This is a genomic window from Flavobacterium sp. LM5, from assembly GCF_002017945.1.
GTDB classification, from domain to species: Bacteria; Bacteroidota; Bacteroidia; order Flavobacteriales; family Flavobacteriaceae; genus Flavobacterium; species Flavobacterium succinicans.
Window position 1 is genome coordinate 44,123 of record NZ_MUFX01000002.1, and the last position, 18,206, is coordinate 62,328.

The window sequence follows — 18,206 nt, forward strand, 5'->3', positions numbered from 1 at the left end:
CACAAATTTAATCTATTTCTTCGTAATCCACATATTCTCCCACTTTTTTGGTTTCTTTTGGGTTTTTAGAACGTGCAGTATCTACAATAATCTCATCTTGATGAGTATAGTTTCTATTATTTTGATTGTACTGTTGTTGTGAATACTGTTGTTGCTGCTGAAAACTCTCTCCGGCTTTTTCAACCGCTTTTTTAACTAATATCGGCAAAAAAAGTTTAGCTAAAAATTTAAAAACATAGTAAAACATGATCATGTATAACAATGTCTTTATAAAACCACTAAATGAAGCTAGTTGCATATTGAAAAAATTTTTTCAAATTTACTAAATCCAACATTCATTTTTAAAACAAAAATCATAAATAAATAATAAAAAAACGCAACCAACAACAACACAAAACCAACAAGACACTTACTGTAAACGATTTGCATTTAGTTTTTAACTCATACGAAGTTACTTTTTTTTTGAGGTAAAAAATAATTATTAAAACAAATACAAGCTTTAAAGTACGATGATGATATTACCTGCCATCAAATCAAACATTATAAACTGCTAAAAATTATATTAGATTTAAGGCATCGCTCATTAATTCCTGCAAGAATTTAGAATTAAAAGTAGAAATCACGATCACTTTAATTGATTGTAATTATCTTTACATCAAATTTTACTATCAATGACAATTACTCAATTAAAATACGTGCTCGCCGTAGCAGAGCATAAAAACTTTACTCTAGCCGCTGAGAAATGCTTTGTGACGCAACCCACCCTCAGCATGCAAATTCAAAAAATAGAAGAAGAACTAAGTGTTCAAATTTTTGACCGAACCAAAAAGCCAATACAACTTACAGAGATTGGTCAAAAAATTGTAAATCAAGCCAAAAATATTGTTAACGAAGCAGATCGCATACAGGATATAGTAGAACAACAAAAAGGATTTATTGGAGGAGAATTTCGCTTAGGAATCATCCCTACTATCATGCCTACTTTATTGCCCATGTTTTTGAATAATTTTATTAAAAAATATCCAAAAATACGATTGATTATTGAAGAGCTCAATACTGCTGAAATTATCACCAAACTAAATAATGGACATCTGGACGCTGCCATTGCGGCTACTCCACTTCTAGAAGAAAAAATAAAGGAAATTCCTTTGTATTATGAACCTTTTGTTGCCTACATTCCTGAAGGTCATCAGCATTTTGACAAAAAAGAAATAGAGGTTAGCGATTTGAATTTAGATGAAATTCTTTTATTGCAAGATGGACACTGTTTTAGAGATGGCATCTTGAATTTATGCAAAAACAGCAATTCCAATCAAGTCAACCACTTCACTATTGAAAGCGGCAGCTTTGAAACTTTAATCAAATTAGCTGATGAAGGCTTAGGCACCACATTACTCCCCTATCTTCATACCTTGGATTTGAAAGAATCTGACAAAGGAAAACTAAAACATTTCAAAGAGCCAAAACCCGCTAGAGAAATTAGCTTAATTTACCCAAAAAACGAGCTAAAAATTCAAATCATTGACGCCTTGCGCAATACGATTGCCGGAGTAATTAAAGGAGCAATTGTATTTCAAAATGTTGAAATTATTAGTCCTGTCCAAAAAAAGTAAACATAAAGAAAGGAACCTAAACAGGTTCCTTTCTTTTATCTATTTACAATTATTAAACATTGTTTTAATTCTGGCTTTTTCTCAGTAAAATCAAACAACCATTCTCTTAATTGTTCCAATTCATAAGGCAACAAAGTTCTTATGGCTTTTTCTAATTCTTTACAAAAAAGACTATGGTCAAAACTTACTCTTTCTAGCACTGATTTAGTGTAATCAAACATTATTTTAGACATAATAAAATAAGATTTTGGGGTTATCTTGTTGTAAAAATACTTTTTTTATGCTTTGCTTTTACAAAGCAAACTAAGATTTATAGTTTTTTTATGCAATTAATAACGTTTTCGAAGTGCTATCAAGGCACGCACTTTGTGGCTCTAAACATTTCTCGTTTACCAGGTGGCCCTTCTAATTTTTCGACGGTAAAACCTACTTCTATCATACTTCTCTTTACAACGCCTCTAGCAGCATACGTAACCAAAACACCCTTATTCTTGAGTGCATCAAACATTTTTTTAAAGATCTCGGTACTCCATAAATCCGGCTGAACCCTATAACCAAAAGCATCAAAATAAATCAAATCATACTGCGCTTGATCACTAATGTCTTCAAAAAATTGTTGCCTTTTAGTTAACGAAAAATTAGAAGCTAACGCCACAGTTTTTTCCCAATCACTAGAATGAATAACATCAAAAACTGTTTGGTCGCTTGCTGCCTGCAATTCCGAAACATAATTCATACCCTGTAACTCTGCAACAGAAATTGGATAAGCCTCGACCCCAACATAACTTATGGTTTGCTGAAGTTTTTTGGCTTCTAGAAAAGTAATAAAAGTATTGAGTCCCGTACCAAAACCTATTTCTAAAATGGAGAGGGATTGCGCAGGAAAAAGAGCCAATCCGTTTTTGATAAACACATGTTTGGCTTCTTGTATTGCACCATGCTTAGAATGATAACACTCATCCCAATCCTCAATTTGGATCGTGGTAGAACCATCCAACGTTTGAATCACGTTTCTTTTCATAGCGGTAAAAGTAATTGTATTATCGTTATTTTTTGTTCAAAATATCACTAACCATTTGATCAACAATAACATTATCATTGAATTAAAACAAATTAAAATAAATTTGTGAATTTTGTTTTTAGTTTTAAAGCAAAATTAATCATTACTAACGTTATGCAACAGACAAAATCTCAAGTATTTATTTATTCTTTCATCAAAAAGACAATAAATAATTCTGATTATTAGAAAAATTACAAAACATTATCAAATTCAACAGAGAGAAAAATTTTAGGACTATTTATAGGCTTTTTTATTTAATTTTGTAAAAAAATAAAAATCATACAAAAGAAGCATTTTTTCTATGATTTTAGCTATTGAATTTAACTATTAAAACCTAATCATGAGTACTTCTCAAACAACAACAATTGATATCACAAAAGCTACTACTTCCAAAATAAACGATGTAGATTTTGATAATTTAAGTTTTGGTTCCGTTTTTACTGATCATTTATTGGAATGCGATTTTAAAAATGGCGCTTGGCAACAACCTGTAATTAAACCCTACCAACCTTTTCTATTAGACCCATCGGCCAAAGTTTTTCACTACGGACAAGCTATTTTTGAAGGAATGAAAGCTTACAAAGACGATAATAATGATCTATGGCTTTTTAGACCAGATGAAAATTACAAAAGATTTAATGCATCGGCAGTGAGAATGGCAATGCCTGAAGTTCCAGAAGAAGTTTTCATGAATGGACTGAACGAACTTTTGAAAATCGACGAAGCATGGGTGAAGAAAGGATTAGGCAATACGATGTACATCAGACCTTTTATGATTGCAACAGGTGATGGTGTAGTAGCCAACCCTTCAAGCGAATACAAATTCATGATTATTCTTTCTCCAGCAAAAGCATACTATTCTGGTGAAGTAAAAGTTTTAATTGCTGAGCATTATAGTAGAGCTGCCAATGGAGGAATTGGAGCTGCAAAAGCTGCCGGAAACTACGCTGCACAATTTTACCCAACTACTTTAGCCAACAAAGAAGGCTTCCAGCAAGTAATTTGGACAGATGACGCGACACATACTAAACTTGAAGAAGCTGGCACCATGAACGTATTCTTCAGAATCAACGACACATTGTTGACTGCTCCAGTAAGCGAGAGAATTTTGGATGGAATTACTAGAAAAAGTTTAATTGAATTAGCCAAAAAAGAAGGCATCAATGTAGAAGTACGACCAGTTTTGGTTAGCGAACTAGTAGAAGCTTCTAACAACGGAACATTAAAAGAAATTTTTGGAGCAGGTACAGCGGCAGTGGTTAACCCAATTGTTGGATATTCGTATAAAGATAAATATTACGAATTACCTAAAATCGAAAACTCTTACGCAGAACAATTGAAAAGCAAACTAACTAAAATGCAACACAAATTAGAAGTGGATCCATTTGGTTGGACTGTAAAAATCTAATATATACTTTATAAAAAATACGAAAGGCGATTTTCACGATGAAAATCGCCTTTCGTTTTATTTTGAATCTGCAACAATCTTGAGAATCTTAGAAAAATCAGGTTTGAAATAATTAGGTCCTTTCATAACTTTACCATCTTCTCTATAAATTGGTTTTCCGCCCTCGCCCAATTTACTCATATTGCTTCGTTGAATTTCATCAAAAACAGCTTCAATATGATCTTGTAATCCATGTTCGATGATTGTACCGCACAAAATATACATCATATCGCCCAAAGCATCAGCAATTTCAACAATATCATTATTATTGGCGGCTTCTAGATATTCTTCATTTTCTTCTTTCATCAAATTAAAGCGAAGCAGATGTTTTGCATCACCCAAATTAGCGTGGGGTTGTTCTTTATGCCCTATGGCAAAAGCAGTATGAAATTCCTTTACCGCTTCTATTTGTTTTTGCATACTTTTGATTTATGAATTGAAAGTACAAATTAGCAATAATTCCTAATCAATTCCTTAAATTTGTACAAAAAATTACCATTATGTTTAGTCAAGGACAATTAGTATTTGGAGCCTGCTTCGCCATCGCCTTTATTTTTGCAATGATAATTGCCTACCGAAAAGATGCGAATTTACATCGCGTTTTTTATAAAGGAAATTATAAAATTTTACTAGGATTTATTGCCTTTATTGGGATTTTGTTTATTATTAAGATTTTTTTGAAGCATTAAATTTCATAGACTCCTTTTTTGAATAAAATTTTTAACTTTACTCAAGTTTACATTTTACATCTCATGCAAATCCTAAAGTATCTTTTTTTATTATTTCTACTCAGTATTGTTGCCACTACTATCTTTATTGCTACGCAAAAAGGTGATTTTCAATTGGAACGCAGTAAAGTAATCAACTCACCTAAATCGGCCGTTTTTACTTATGTTAACGACTACCAAAACTGGCCCGATTTCAACACTTGGATGCTTGAAGATTCGAGTTTAAACATGACTTATTCTGGTATTACTTCTGGAAATGGAGCCTCATGTTCGTGGACAGGAGCAGAAGGAACAGGAGATATTGTGACGCTAAAAAGCAAAATCAATGAGAGTATTGTTCAAAAACTAAACAATAACGGAACCGAATCCGAGGTACTTTGGAACTTCAAGGATACTGTTGGAGGTACAAAAGTCACTTGGAAAACCAAAGGTAACTTGAGTTTCGAATTAAAAATGTTGGCCGCTTTAAAAGGAGGAGCTGAACGTAATTTAGGAAGTATTTACGAAAAGAGCTTGACCAATTTAGATAAAATCTTAGACTACGAAATGAATACTTATTCCTCTAAAGTAGTAGGAGAAGTTCGAAAAACTTCAACAAATTATATCAGCCAAACTTTTAGCAGTAAAACAAGTAATATTTCAAAAAACAGTAAAATTGTTTTTGAGAAATTAACTAACTATTGTAGTGAGAATGGCATTAAAATCTCGGGAGTACCCTTTATCATCTACCATCTTTACGACTTACCCAAAGAAACAGTAAAACTATCATTTTGCCTCCCGATCCAAGACGAAAACTTAATAAGTATTGAAAAAGACATAACTATCGGCAAGCTTGAAGGTTTCCCTGCGGTAAAAACGATAGCAAAAGGGGATTATAGCCACATGCTAAAAGCTTTAGATAAAACTGCTAGTTATTTTAACACAAAAGGCATTTCCAGAGCAACAACATTTTCTCATATCGAGGTATATACCGTTGGAAAGAATAAAAGCACAAAACCCTCTGAATGGATTACCACGATCTATACTCCTATTCAACCAAAAGTTGTTCCATCTCCAATTGTTCGAACGTATATCCCAAAGAAAAAACCTGTGGAAACTACTATTGAGGAAGAGATCCCATCTGAATTCTAAAAAAGAAGATCCACAATTAAACCTTCGTAGTAAATGCTAGTCTAACCCACAAAAAGTGTAACACTTGCAAGACGAAAAAGCATTTATCCAGCAATTACTAGATCCGAAAACGCAAAATAAAGCGTTCGAGCTGTTATTGAAGGAATACCAAAGACCGTTGTACCATCATATTCGAAACATAGTTTTGAATCATGATGATGCTGACGATGTTTTGCAAAATACATTTATTAAAATTTTTCGTTATTTAAAAGATTTTAAAGGAGACAGCAAACTTTTCTCTTGGATGTATCGCATAGCTACTAATGAAGCTTTGACTTTTCTAAATCAAAAGGCCAAAAAAAACAAGCTTAGTTCACAAGAGTTACAAGATAAAATACTGCAAAATCTGGAAGCTGATGTCTATTTTGAAGGCGATGCAATTCAAATTAAATTACAAAAAGCAATCGCACTCTTACCAGAAAAACAACAACTGGTTTTCAAAATGAAATACTTCGAAGATTTAAAATATGAAGAAATATCAGAAATCCTAGGAACATCGGTTGGAGGATTAAAAGCTTCTTACCATCATGCCACCAAAAAAATAGAAACTTTTATGACTGAAAATTAAACCATTTGCCAACTTATTAGTCTAAAAACATTATGAAAGAATTCAAATTAGATCAACATCCTAAGATATCTGCTGGATTTAAGGTTCCTGAAAATTATTTCGACACCTTTTCGGCTACACTTCTTGCGGATCTACCCAATAAAGAAGCCAAAGTAATTCCGCTTTTCTCAAAGAGAAAAAAATTAATTTGGGCAGCAGCAGCCATTTTTATTGGTGTATTGAGTATACCGCTTTACAATCATTTTCATAGTAGCACAACAGAATTTGACAGTACCTATTTAGAGAATTATTTAGCCTATCAACCCAATATTACTGAATACGACTTAATAAATGAAATAAACCTAAACCAATCTTTACCCCTGTTAGAATCAACGAGTGCAGATCTAACAACAGTTGAAGATTACTTAATTAAAGAAGGAAACATAGAGCAACTTATAATTGAATAAAGTCTACAAAATAAAATTAAAAAATACATTACAATGAAACATATTCTCCCATTGATTATTTTGCTATTATCATTTACTGCTTTTGGTCAAAATGAAAGATTAAAAGAAAAAAGAGATCAAATCAAAGCCATGAAAGTAGCTTTTTTGACTACCGAACTCAACTTGACTCCCGAAGAAGCAGCTAAATTTTGGCCTGTTTACAATGCCTATGACGACAAACAATTTGAATTAAGGCATCAAAAAATGAAAACATATGCCAAAAAATTAAACGACGGCTCCCTAGACAATATGAGCGAAAAAGAAGCCTTAGTTTTTTTGAATCAAATAGAAAACACTGATGATGAACAATATCATTGTAGAAAAAAATACAATCAAGCACTTCGAGGTATCTTAATACCCACTAAGATTCTAAAACTCAGAAAATCTGAAATTGATTTTGACCGCAAATTACTACAACAATATCGTAACAAAAACAAATAAAAAAAACAAAAGTTCATTCCACTTCCGAATGAACTTTTGTTAGAATAAAAAATGAAACATATAATCTTAAATTCTTAATTTATAAATCAACTTAAAATAATTACTTCCTACCAATGGAATTCCATTCAAACTTCTCCTATTATCCCAACTTCCATCACCATACATAGCATTAAGATCAACTCTTGGCAAAACATTAAATAAATATTCGATTGCTATTGAATCAGAAATATTAATTCTATAAGCCAAGTTTCCGCCCACCGAAATATGTGAACTTTTTTGATCATAGGAAATACCACCTCCCCAATTACCCCATCTATTGATTAAAGTTGGCTCCATTGATGGAATTATTGTTGACTTAATCAATAAGCTTCCTATGTTAAAACGTAAGGGAATATGATATCCAAAACCAATCGTAAACTTACTGAATTGGGTAATAGAAAAACTTTCGTATCCAACATTTACTTCATAATTTCTTGAAACCATAGCAAATTGAAGTAAATAATTGATTCCTGACTTATAATTAGTCGGTTCACTTCCTAAAAATAAATTTCTAGCATCTACCGCTCCTGAAAATGCAATGAAATTTTCTTTATCACTTTGTGCAAATGTAAACACACTCACCAATAATAGAATTAGAGTTTTCATAGCTTTAGATTTAAAATTAGATGTAAAAAAAACAGATAATAATCAATAAAAATGTTTTATCTATTGCTATTTAGACAAATCCATTTTCTTTCTACGATGCATCGTCTTTATAAAAAAAGTCAACTCTCTTGTAAATGTGTCAAGATCTGCAGCTGATTTTTTTATCAATTCAACTATCTCAAGATTATCAACATCCACATTATGTTCTGTGCTTAACAGATTTGTCAATCCTAGTATATTTGTGAGCGGCAACCTAATTTTATGAGAAATAATAAACATAATTTCCTCCAATCCTTCTTGGACATCATTCTTAGAGAATTGATTTGAATTGCTGTAATTATTTTTTTCGTGAAGTAACTGTAAATTTAATTTTTCTCTTTCTTTTTGTAATTCAACTACCGACTTTTCAAGAAAATTAATCTCCCTGATAAGCTTTTTTTGATTCAATAATAAACTTGTACTACTGCTATTGTTATTGGATTTAGCACTAGAGTTAGAAACAAAGCATTGAAAACTATTAAGGGATTTATTATTTTCCATAACTTCGTAGGTTTTAGGTTAAAACTTCAGGGCTTTTGAAAGGCAAAATCATCAACAAACATAAAATCAAAAAAACAGAATTTTTTTTACACCAAAAAGAACTAATCGATTTAATTAAAACAATCATCAATTTTATACTGTTAAATTTAACAATAAAACCAAACAAGTAGCTTTAAAATAAATAAAATTAATTTTAAGTGATTGTATTTTATTTTATTATTAATAAATTTCTTAAATTACATAAAATATATAAAAATATTAACATTCATTTATACATAAAAAAAGCTACGTATTTTTGCGTATATAAAAACTACAATGGAAACGAAATTTTACCCATACTAGAATATGGGGTGTTTTGAGTAACAGAATTAGAGTAGGAAGTCCCTGCTACCGTTTCATTTGCCAATAGAGCAAAGAGTATTGCTTCTTTAGCATCACCATCAATACCTAAATCAAGAGTGGATTGTATTGAAAAATCAAGTAACTGCCTCAAATTGTCCATTAGCAACGGATTATGCATACCTCCACCAGAAACATAAATAGATAAATTATTTGAAGTACATAACTTAGTAGCACTAATTTCAATAATAGCCTCCGCAATGGTTTCGGCTGTAAATCGAGTTAAGGTGGCCAAAACATCAGCGACACCTAATGTAGTAGTATTAGATTCTTGCATAGAGCGATTTAAATACTCCATACTAAACAATTCGGGACCAGTACTTTTAGGGAAAGGAGCTTTAAAGAAATCATGGTTTTTTAATGAGCATAACAAATCCGAAGATACTGAACCTGATTGAGCGATTTTTGAATCGACATCGAAGGCTAGATCAGGAAAATGCAGTCGAGTGTAAGCATCCATCAGCGTATTGCCAGTTCCAGTATCACTAACAAAAACATCTTGAAAATCTCCAGATTTTGGCAAAAAAGTAAAATTTGAAATTCCACCAATATTTAACAAAATACGATTTTCTAAATCGGTGCTAAACAAAAAATAATCTCCGTACACCGCCAATGGCGCTCCTTCACCTCCCAATGCCAAATGTTTTTGACGGAAGTCCGAAATCGTGATACATTGTGTAAGCACGGCAATATGATCTCCATCACCAATTTGCAATGTAGCATTTGGGAATTTTTCTTGTTGGTGTAAGGATTTTGGAGCGTGAAGCACCGTTTGACCATGAGAAGCAATCAAATCGACATCGTTACTCGATAAGTTCCATTGATTCAAACATTGATTTACCATGTTCCCATGCAATACGCCAATCCATTCATTCAAAAGCGTCAGCTGCTGAAAATCAATCATTTTTTTGGCAAAAACTTTTCGAATTTCGTTTTTTGTTTCAGTATCGTAAGGTATCGTTTCAAAATGAACCAATTTCACTTTAGAATGTATACCCTCTCCAGTAATTTTACAATAAGCAACATCTAAACCATCCAACGAAGTTCCGGACATTAAACCAATAATATTTCGTTCTTCTTTTTGTGCAATTTTAGATAATTTGATTATGTTTGAATTCATTTGAATGTACTGTTATTTATCTTTTCAAAATTAACTAAAATATCAACATTCAACTTCAAAAGCAATAAAACCTTGCTTTCGCTTATTAATAGTAATTATTTTTTTTCAACAGACCGAATGTTTATAAAACAAATATCTAAGCACATCAAATCTTCAAATAAAATTTAACAAACTTTAAATATTTACAAGTTGAATTTAAATCTATTTATTTCATCAATGGATTAATTGACTACAAAATGCTAAAAAAATGTTGAATTGCGGGTTTGATAATTAGTATATTACTATTTTTATGCCCGTTGTAAAATAAAAGTTATAAAATCTTAAATAAAAAAAATGTATTTTTTTTCAAACAAAACATTTTTACATATATTTGACTTTTTTAACGTATTAAAAATGAATTTATTCTTTTTACAGCAAGAATAAAAAACAAAAAACATTATATCGTTTTGAAAAACAGTTAAAAAACATATCTTAACATTAGTTTAAGAAAGTAAAACATTTATTTACAAGGCATTTATACAACAACAGTACCAATAAAATTCGAAAAATGGCATTAAAAGGTTTATTTAGAAAAAAAACAGTTCAAGACATTCTAAAACAAGTTGAAAAAAACAACCTCGAAGGACATGATGCCTTAGGAAAACACTTAACCGCTCGCGACTTAACTGCATTTGGAATTGCCGCCATTGTAGGTGCTGGAATTTTTAGCACCATTGGGAAAGCTAGTGCAGACGGTGGACCTGCAGTAATATTTTTATTTATTTTCACAGCAATAGCTTGTAGTTTTGCCGCATTTGCTTATGCTGAATTTGCCTCAATGGTCCCTGTATCTGGAAGTGCTTACACCTATTCCTATGTTGCTTTTGGAGAATTAATAGCTTGGATTATTGGTTGGGCACTGATCATGGAATATGCAGTTGGAAACATAACAGTAGCCATCTCATGGAGTGATTATTTCACTGGACTATTAGAAAGTGGAGGCATTATCCTGCCACAATGGGTACAAATGGATTATTTGACTGCCTCAAACGGGTTCAAAGAAGCCACCGCGTTAATGCAAGGCGGTAAATCATTTGAAAACTTAGAAACAGCTACACAAATGGCCTACACCGCTTGGACCACATCTCCTACTATTGGATCATTTCATTTGGTGGCTGACTTACCTGCTTTGTTAATTATTGTTTTAATTACAGCTTTGGTGTATCGCGGCATGAAAGAATCTAGAAATGCGAGTAATTTAATGGTCGCTATAAAAGTTTGTGTTGTACTATTAGTTATTGCTGTTGGTATTTTCTATGTAGACACTGCCAACTGGCAGCCCTTTGCTCCAAATGGTGTTTCGGGGGTTTTAAAAGGAGTTTCCGCTGTTTTTTTCGCATACATCGGCTTTGATGCGATATCAACAACTGCTGAAGAATGTAAAGATCCACAGCGCGATTTACCCAAAGGAATGATGTGGGCTATCATTATATGTACCTTATTATACATTTCGATTGCATTAGTATTAACTGGAATGGTAAGCTACAATCAATTAAATGTTGGAGATCCTTTGGCTTTTGTGTTTGATAAATTAGATTTAAAATGGCTTTCCGGCATTATTGCTGTATCAGCTGTGGTAGCCATGGCCAGCGTATTGTTAGTATTCCAAATGGGACAACCTCGTATTTGGATGAGCATGAGTAGAGACGGATTATTACCAAAGAAATTTTCAACCGTTCACCCTAAATTCAAAACACCATCCTTTGCTACAATCGTAACCGGTTTTGTAGTGGCAGTTCCAGCATTATTTTTAAACCTTACAATGGTGACAGACTTATGTAGTATTGGAACATTATTTGCTTTTGTATTAGTGTGTGCAGGTGTTTTATCGCTTCAAAATAAAACAGACATTCCTCGTGGAAAATTCAAAACGCCTTATGTAAATTCAAAATTCATTATGCCGTTATTCTTGATTGCAGGTCTAGTATTTGCTTTTACTTTCAACAAACAGGCAACCATGGATTTTATTACCAATACTACACAAGTAAACGAACCTTCAAGTATTGTCACCTCACTCAACAAAGAAGAATCTCAAACTGTAAGAGATTATTTAATTACTACAGAAGGAAGCAAAGCGCCAAAATCAGAGATCGATTTAGAGAATTTGTTAAGTATTCATGCTGAAAATAAGGCTGAATATAAAGCCATAGTAGCTGGATTGCCAATTGATGACAGTCTCAAATATGAAAGTGGTTTTGATTTATTTAAACATAAAATACCAATGTGGATCTTCTTATTCTCTTTAATAGGATTATCTATTTGGGCGTATCGTCAAAATCTGTCACTAATCCCATTACTAGGTTTGATATGTTGTTTATATATGATGGCCGAATTAAGTGTATGGAACTGGATTTACTTCGGTATATGGTTACTGATAGGATTGGTCATTTACTTTAGTTTTAGCCGAAAGAACAGTAAACTAAATGTAAAATAAATACAAGTAAATTCTTCAAAATAAAACCTTAAACCTCCTAGAACGATCTGGGAGGTTTTTTTTATACCCCAAAGCAATACAAAATTCAAAACACTGATTATCAATAATTTTATACAATTTTAATATCTTTATAAATAAAAAAAACATCTTAAAATAGTTTTTATCTATTGTAACTAATTTTTAAATAGATAAAAACGCGCTATCTTAGCAATCATAACGATCAATACATTAAAACAAAATACTATGGAAAACAATGCAAAAACCAATGCAAGTGGCAAATGCCCTTTTTCAAGCGGTACTCTAACTAAAAGTGCAGGCTCAGGAACCAATAATCGTGATTGGTGGCCTAATCAATTGAATTTATCCATTCTAAGACAAAATTCTTCGCTATCGAATCCTATGGGAGAACATTTCGACTACAAAGCAGCCTTTAATAGTTTGGACTATAACGCACTCAAAAAAGATATTTTTGACCTAATGACCGACTCCCAAGACTGGTGGCCAGCTGATTATGGTCATTACGGACCACTATTTATACGTATGGCTTGGCATAGTGCTGGTACGTATCGTACAGCAGACGGGCGAGGTGGCGCAGGATCTGGAACACAACGTTTCGCTCCACTAAATAGTTGGCCAGACAATGGAAATCTAGATAAAGCCAGATTACTACTTTGGCCAATAAAACAAAAATACGGAAAGAAACTTTCTTGGGCAGATTTGATGATCTTGGCAGGAAATTGTGCCTTGGAATCTATGGGACTACAAACGTTTGGTTTTGGTGGCGGTAGAGAAGATGTTTGGGAACCTGAAGAAGATATTTATTGGGGATCTGAAGGAAAATGGCTTGAAGACAAACGCTATACTGGAGATAGAGAACTTGAAAATCCATTGGCAGCTGTTCAAATGGGATTAATATATGTAAATCCAGAAGGTCCAAATGGTAATCCTGATCCATTAGCCTCCGCAAAAGACATTCGTGAAACATTTGCCCGTATGGCCATGAATGATGAAGAAACCGTAGCCCTAGTAGCAGGTGGACATACTTTTGGAAAAGCCCATGGAGCTGCAGACCCAAGTGTGTATGTAGGACCAGAACCAGCAGGAGCTTCTATAGAAGAACAAGGTCTTGGTTGGAAAAACACATTTGGAACCGGTAAAGGTGACGATACAATTACTAGTGGAATTGAAGGCGCTTGGACTCCAAACCCTACACAATGGGACAACGATTATTTCAATGTTTTATTAGGATACGATTGGGAATTAACCAAAAGTCCTGCAGGCGCACATCAATGGACACCAACTGAAGCTTCCAATGCCAAAATGGCCCCTGCTGCTGGCGACCCAACCAAAAAACAACGATTGATGATGACTACTGCAGACATGGCCTTAAAAATGGATCCTGTCTATGAAAAAATATCTCGTAGATTTCACCAAAACCCTGATGAACTTGCCGATGCATTTGCACGAGCATGGTTCAAACTAACCCATCGTGATATGGGACCTGTTTCACGCTATTTGGGACCTGAAGTTCCTAAAGAAGAATTAATTTGGCAAGATCCAGTTCCGAAACCAATTGGCACACTAATCAACAATGAAGATAGTAACACTTTAAAAGCCGCTATAGCAAATTCATCTTTAACTATTTCAGAATTAGTTTCCACTGCTTGGGCATCTGCCTCAACATTTCGTGGTTCTGACAAAAGAGGTGGTGCCAATGGAGCACGAATCCGATTAGCACCTCAAAAAGATTGGGACGTAAATCATCCAGAGCAATTGAATAAAGTGTTAGGAATTCTTGAAACTATTCAACATGACTTTAATGCTGCGCAAACCGATAACAAAACAGTATCTCTTGCTGATTTGATCGTATTAGCCGGAAATGTTGGTATTGAAAAGGCTGCTAAAAATGCAGGACATATCCTAACCGTTCCGTTCACTCCAGGTAGAACCGATGCTACACAAGAACAAACAGACACAGAGTCTTTTGAACTTTTAGAACCTAAGGCAGATGGATTTAGAAATTACTCCAAAACTAAATTTACGGTTTCTGCAGAAGAAATGCTGATAGATAGAGCACAATTACTTACGCTAACAGCCCCAGAAATGACTGTTTTAATTGGTGGATTACGTGTTTTAAACACCAATTTTAATCATTCAAAACTAGGCGTATTCACCCATCAAGAAGATGTATTGAGTAATGATTTCTTTGTAAACCTCTTGGATTTAAGTACTTCTTGGAGTGCTGTTAATAGCTCGGATGACGCATTTGAAGGTCGCAACAGAGCAACAGGTACTGCAAAATGGACTGGAAGTAGAGTCGATTTAATATTTGGTTCTAACTCAGAATTAAGAGCAATTGCTGAAGTATATGCCTGTTCCGATGCCAAAGAAAAATTCGTTACAGATTTCGTAAAAGCTTGGACCAAAGTCATGAATGCAGATCGTTTTGATTTAGTGTAATACTAAAAATACAGCCTAATGCTATTCATTACAGCATTTTGCGTTAGGGATTACTTCACTTATACTATTTTAATAGGAGTTCAGTGAACTTCGTTTGAAGCGAAAATCCTTTTTGAGGCTTTTCTGCCTCAAAAAGATTGTAGCGTAAAGCCCGACCCTTGTGGTAACGCCCAAATAATAAGTTGCGAAAATGCTGTTTATTACAGAATCAAGCAAAAGGAACATAATAAAAACAACAAAAACGGCTGCCTAAATAGACAGCCGTTTTTTAGTAACGATATTTAAGAATGATTTCGTATCTTAGATAGCAGTGATGATAGCTACAAAATCAGAAGCGTTCAACGCAGCTCCACCAATTAACCCACCATCAACGTCTGGTTTAGAGAAAATTTCTTTAGCATTGTCTGGTTTAACACTTCCACCGTACAAGATAGAAAGATCTTCTGCAATTTCACTAGTAAATGCTTTACGAACAGTTTCTCTAATAAATTCGTGCATTTCTTGTGCTTGCTCAGGAGAAGCTGTTTCCCCTGTTCCAATAGCCCAAACTGGCTCATATGCTAACACTACTTTTTCCCAATCAGCAGCAGCAATATGGAACAATCCGTCTTTCAATTGGTTTTCAACAACGTTAAAATGATTACCGGATTGACGGTCTTTTAACTCTTCTCCAAAACAGAAAATAACAGTCATGTCATGCTCTAAAGCTGTATTTACTTTACTTGCAATTAGGGCGTCTGTTTCGTGAAAAATAGCTCTACGCTCTGAATGACCTAAAATAACATGATTCACTCCTACACTCTTAATCATATCAGCAGAAATCTCCCCAGTAAAAGCACCGCTTTCTGCTTGATGAAGATTTTGAGCTGCAACCTCAACTGCAGAACCTTCTACTTTAGCTACAGCAGCAGCCAAATTAATATAAGTAGGCGCTACAATAACTTGTGCGTTGGTTTGAGCTGGTATTTTAGCTAATAAATCGGATAATAATTCTTGTGTTTGAGTAGCATTTTTATGCATTTTCCAGTTTCCTGCAACAATCTTCTTTCTCATCTTTTTTGTATTTATAGTTGAATTTGTAATTTATTTTAAACTGTTTAAGGTTTCTTCAATAACATCAAAATCGGTTTCAACGGCTCGATAACGCACAATTTTGCCTTTTTTATCGATTATAATATACCTTGGAATCCAATCAAGATCAATTGCTTTGGCAAATACTCCTTTCATCTGGTCATTGGCCATATAGTGATCTCCTTTTATTTCATGCTTTTCAATGCCTTGTTTCCATTTGTCGGCTGTTTTATCCATAGAGATAAAAACATAATTCACTTCGGGATGGTTAGCTTGTAATGCTTTCAATTTAGGCATCGCTTTTACACAATCACCACACCAAGACGCCCACATTTCAACAACCACAGTTTTACCTTTGTTCTTTTTTAAAATATCCTTAAAAGCAACTTGTTGGTCTGACAAGGACAATAGTTTTTCATTCAAAGCAACAGGTGAAAAATTGGTTTTTTGCGCTTGAGAACAAGAAAAACTAGCAAAAGCGATAAAAATAGCTAGCATTTTTTTCATAAATGTATTTTTTTGGTTTTTACAAATTTAAAGAAAGTATTTCATCTATCACGAAATTGATTTTACAGTTTAGTTGTTTTTTTGTTAAATAACCAAAAAAATAACGTTATCGTTAATAAATAAAAATCTGCAAAAAAGATGATGCCTTATTTGGGTCTGACAAATCTTCCTTGTAAAGCGCAGTTAAGATTTTATCACGACACTTCACTATACATAAACCAAGATAGAACACCTTCTTAAAAAAGCGATAACACAAAAAAAATGCGCCTATTACAAGAATAGCCGCACTTTATAAAGTTAAAATTAAATCAATTACAACTTTAAATCTTCGATATCATTGTGGTGTACTTTTTGCACAACCACTGCCTTAGAAAGCAACACTATGCTTGGATTAGCACGCTCCACTGTTTTCAAAGCAATCGGGTCACAGAAATAAAAATCAAAGGTTAATCCGTATTGTTTTTGAGCTTTTGCTATTTGCTCTGGAGACGAAGCTGTCATACCAATAACTTTGTATCCCTTTTTCACAGCTTTTTGATGCAATGCTTTCAGTTTTTTCATTCCATCGGCATCTGCATTTTCTAAATCGTAGGCTACCATTAGCATGAATTTTTCATTTCTTAAAAAAAGGTCTCTATACTCCACTCCATCTTTCTCCATGGTAAAATCATGAATGGGAGGCACATACCCTTCTTTAATAACTTTATCTTTACGATCTACAAAGGTGGCTCCTTCAGGAATTTGCATTAACTCCTTATCAGTAAACTCTTTATTTTCGCCATTTACATTATAAATGAACACCATTTCTACCACACTTTTGGGTGCATCATCAGGGATAACCATTCCTTCATTGATATTATTTCCTACTTTAAAAGGTCTAAAATCTATTAAAGGCAAATGATTTAAAACCCAATATCCCATGAAACAACTCAAGAAAAAAGCGGCTAAAACAATCACTTTTTGGGTACCCAAACCAAACAATGGTTGAATCCATTTTTGATTGAAATACAAAATCAAAATAAAGACCAATAAAACAATGTCTTTTCCAAAGGTTTCCCATGGCTTCAATTTTAATGCATCGCCGAAACAACCACAATCTTTTACTACATCAAAATATGCCGAGTAAAACGTTAAAAAAGTAAAAACAATGATTAAGAGTAATAAACTCCAAATAGTCCATTTGGTCTGATATCCTAACAGTAACATGACACCCAAAACTACTTCAAGAATTACTAAAAACAAGGCAATCGCTAAAGCAAATGGTGACAAAAAAGGCACATTAAAAACCGCTTCGCTAAAATATTCTACCAATTTATAAGAAAATCCTAGAGGATCATTTAGCTTAATTAATCCAGAAATAATAAATAAAACCCCAACAAAAAGTCGAGAAAAATGAGTGAGCAGTTGTCGCATAATAATAATTTATTTTATGAAAAAAATTTGGGTAAAAATTAGGGATAAACACTGATAAAAGCAACT

General features: G+C 33.3%; 18 protein-coding genes. 8 read left to right on the forward strand and 10 right to left on the reverse strand.

The window, feature by feature from the left end; genetic code table 11:
• Positions 1–7 precede the first annotated feature (7 nt).
• On the reverse strand, positions 8–298 hold the full coding sequence (locus BXU11_RS08595; RefSeq protein WP_024980052.1) for a DUF4834 family protein: 291 nt from the start codon (positions 296–298) through the stop codon (positions 8–10).
• 373 nt (positions 299–671) lie between these two features.
• Here BXU11_RS08595 and BXU11_RS08600 point away from each other — a divergent pair, with 373 nt between their 5' ends.
• On the forward strand, positions 672–1,613 hold the full coding sequence (locus BXU11_RS08600; protein ID WP_024980053.1) for a LysR substrate-binding domain-containing protein: 942 nt from the start codon (positions 672–674) through the stop codon (positions 1,611–1,613).
• A gap of 35 nt (positions 1,614–1,648) precedes the next feature.
• On the opposite strand, the gene BXU11_RS08605 is transcribed toward BXU11_RS08600, so the two are convergent.
• Both BXU11_RS08605 and mnmD read right to left on the reverse strand, forming a co-directional pair.
• The gene (locus BXU11_RS08605; RefSeq protein WP_024980054.1) at positions 1,649–1,846 is read right to left on the reverse strand and encodes a hypothetical protein; all 198 of its coding nucleotides are present in this window, start codon (positions 1,844–1,846) and stop codon (positions 1,649–1,651) included.
• A gap of 119 nt (positions 1,847–1,965) precedes the next feature.
• Positions 1,966–2,634 (reverse strand): tRNA (5-methylaminomethyl-2-thiouridine)(34)-methyltransferase MnmD, encoded by a 669-nt coding sequence (gene mnmD, locus BXU11_RS08610; RefSeq protein WP_078212212.1) that lies wholly within the window; start codon positions 2,632–2,634, stop codon positions 1,966–1,968.
• Between the two features lie 379 nt (positions 2,635–3,013).
• Between mnmD and BXU11_RS08615 the strand changes: the two genes are divergently transcribed.
• The gene (locus BXU11_RS08615) at positions 3,014–4,081 is read left to right on the forward strand and encodes a branched-chain amino acid aminotransferase (protein WP_078212214.1); all 1,068 of its coding nucleotides are present in this window, start codon (positions 3,014–3,016) and stop codon (positions 4,079–4,081) included.
• Between the two features lie 57 nt (positions 4,082–4,138).
• Here the strand turns inward: BXU11_RS08615 and BXU11_RS08620 are convergent, their stop codons facing one another.
• Positions 4,139–4,540, reverse strand: coding sequence for a nucleoside triphosphate pyrophosphohydrolase family protein (locus BXU11_RS08620; protein ID WP_078212218.1), 402 nt, complete (start codon positions 4,538–4,540; stop codon positions 4,139–4,141).
• A 332-nt stretch (positions 4,541–4,872) separates the two neighbouring features.
• On the opposite strand from BXU11_RS08620, the gene BXU11_RS08630 reads away from it, so the two are divergent.
• The 4 genes from BXU11_RS08630 to BXU11_RS08645 all read left to right on the forward strand — a co-directional run bounded on the left by BXU11_RS08630 (position 4,873) and on the right by BXU11_RS08645 (position 7,512).
• Entirely contained in the window at positions 4,873–5,979 is a 1,107-nt protein-coding gene (locus BXU11_RS08630; RefSeq protein ID WP_078212220.1) for an SRPBCC family protein, read from the forward strand.
• Positions 5,980–6,043: 64 nt separating this feature from the next.
• Positions 6,044–6,586 (forward strand): RNA polymerase sigma factor, encoded by a 543-nt coding sequence (locus BXU11_RS08635; protein ID WP_078212222.1) that lies wholly within the window; start codon positions 6,044–6,046, stop codon positions 6,584–6,586.
• A 32-nt stretch (positions 6,587–6,618) separates the two neighbouring features.
• Positions 6,619–7,032: a hypothetical protein gene (locus BXU11_RS08640; RefSeq protein WP_078212224.1), complete on the forward strand. Its 414-nt coding sequence runs from the start codon at positions 6,619–6,621 to the stop codon at positions 7,030–7,032.
• A gap of 33 nt (positions 7,033–7,065) precedes the next feature.
• Complete coding sequence (locus BXU11_RS08645) at positions 7,066–7,512, forward strand: sensor of ECF-type sigma factor (RefSeq protein WP_306372101.1); 447 nt, start codon at positions 7,066–7,068, stop codon at positions 7,510–7,512.
• A 66-nt stretch (positions 7,513–7,578) separates the two neighbouring features.
• On the opposite strand, the gene BXU11_RS08650 is transcribed toward BXU11_RS08645, so the two are convergent.
• From BXU11_RS08650 to BXU11_RS08660, 3 genes are all read right to left on the reverse strand, one after another.
• On the reverse strand, positions 7,579–8,157 hold the full coding sequence (locus BXU11_RS08650) for a hypothetical protein (protein ID WP_024980063.1): 579 nt from the start codon (positions 8,155–8,157) through the stop codon (positions 7,579–7,581).
• 66 nt (positions 8,158–8,223) lie between these two features.
• Positions 8,224–8,697, reverse strand: a complete 474-nt coding sequence (locus BXU11_RS08655; protein WP_078212226.1) for a hypothetical protein — start codon at positions 8,695–8,697, stop codon at positions 8,224–8,226.
• Positions 8,698–9,007: 310 nt separating this feature from the next.
• A complete protein-coding gene (locus BXU11_RS08660; RefSeq protein ID WP_078212228.1) occupies positions 9,008–10,216 on the reverse strand; it encodes an anhydro-N-acetylmuramic acid kinase in 1,209 nt (402 codons plus the stop codon).
• A 547-nt stretch (positions 10,217–10,763) separates the two neighbouring features.
• On the opposite strand from BXU11_RS08660, the gene BXU11_RS08665 reads away from it, so the two are divergent.
• Positions 10,764–12,689 carry an amino acid permease gene (locus tag BXU11_RS08665; RefSeq protein WP_078212230.1) on the forward strand — a complete coding sequence of 642 codons (1,926 nt, stop codon included), beginning with the start codon at positions 10,764–10,766 and terminating at the stop codon, positions 12,687–12,689.
• Positions 12,690–12,932: 243 nt separating this feature from the next.
• Positions 12,933–15,149 carry a catalase/peroxidase HPI gene (gene katG, locus BXU11_RS08670; RefSeq protein WP_078212232.1) on the forward strand — a complete coding sequence of 739 codons (2,217 nt, stop codon included), beginning with the start codon at positions 12,933–12,935 and terminating at the stop codon, positions 15,147–15,149.
• Between the two features lie 300 nt (positions 15,150–15,449).
• Here katG and tpiA read toward each other — a convergent pair whose 3' ends face one another.
• The 3 genes from tpiA to BXU11_RS08685 form a co-directional block, all read right to left on the reverse strand.
• Entirely contained in the window at positions 15,450–16,202 is a 753-nt protein-coding gene (gene tpiA, locus BXU11_RS08675) for a triose-phosphate isomerase (protein ID WP_024980068.1), read from the reverse strand.
• A gap of 30 nt (positions 16,203–16,232) precedes the next feature.
• The gene (locus tag BXU11_RS08680) at positions 16,233–16,727 is read right to left on the reverse strand and encodes a TlpA disulfide reductase family protein (protein ID WP_024980069.1); all 495 of its coding nucleotides are present in this window, start codon (positions 16,725–16,727) and stop codon (positions 16,233–16,235) included.
• A 312-nt stretch (positions 16,728–17,039) separates the two neighbouring features.
• Positions 17,040–18,140 carry a BT_3928 family protein gene (locus BXU11_RS08685; protein ID WP_078212234.1) on the reverse strand — a complete coding sequence of 367 codons (1,101 nt, stop codon included), beginning with the start codon at positions 18,138–18,140 and terminating at the stop codon, positions 17,040–17,042.
• Positions 18,141–18,206: the final 66 nt, after the last annotated feature.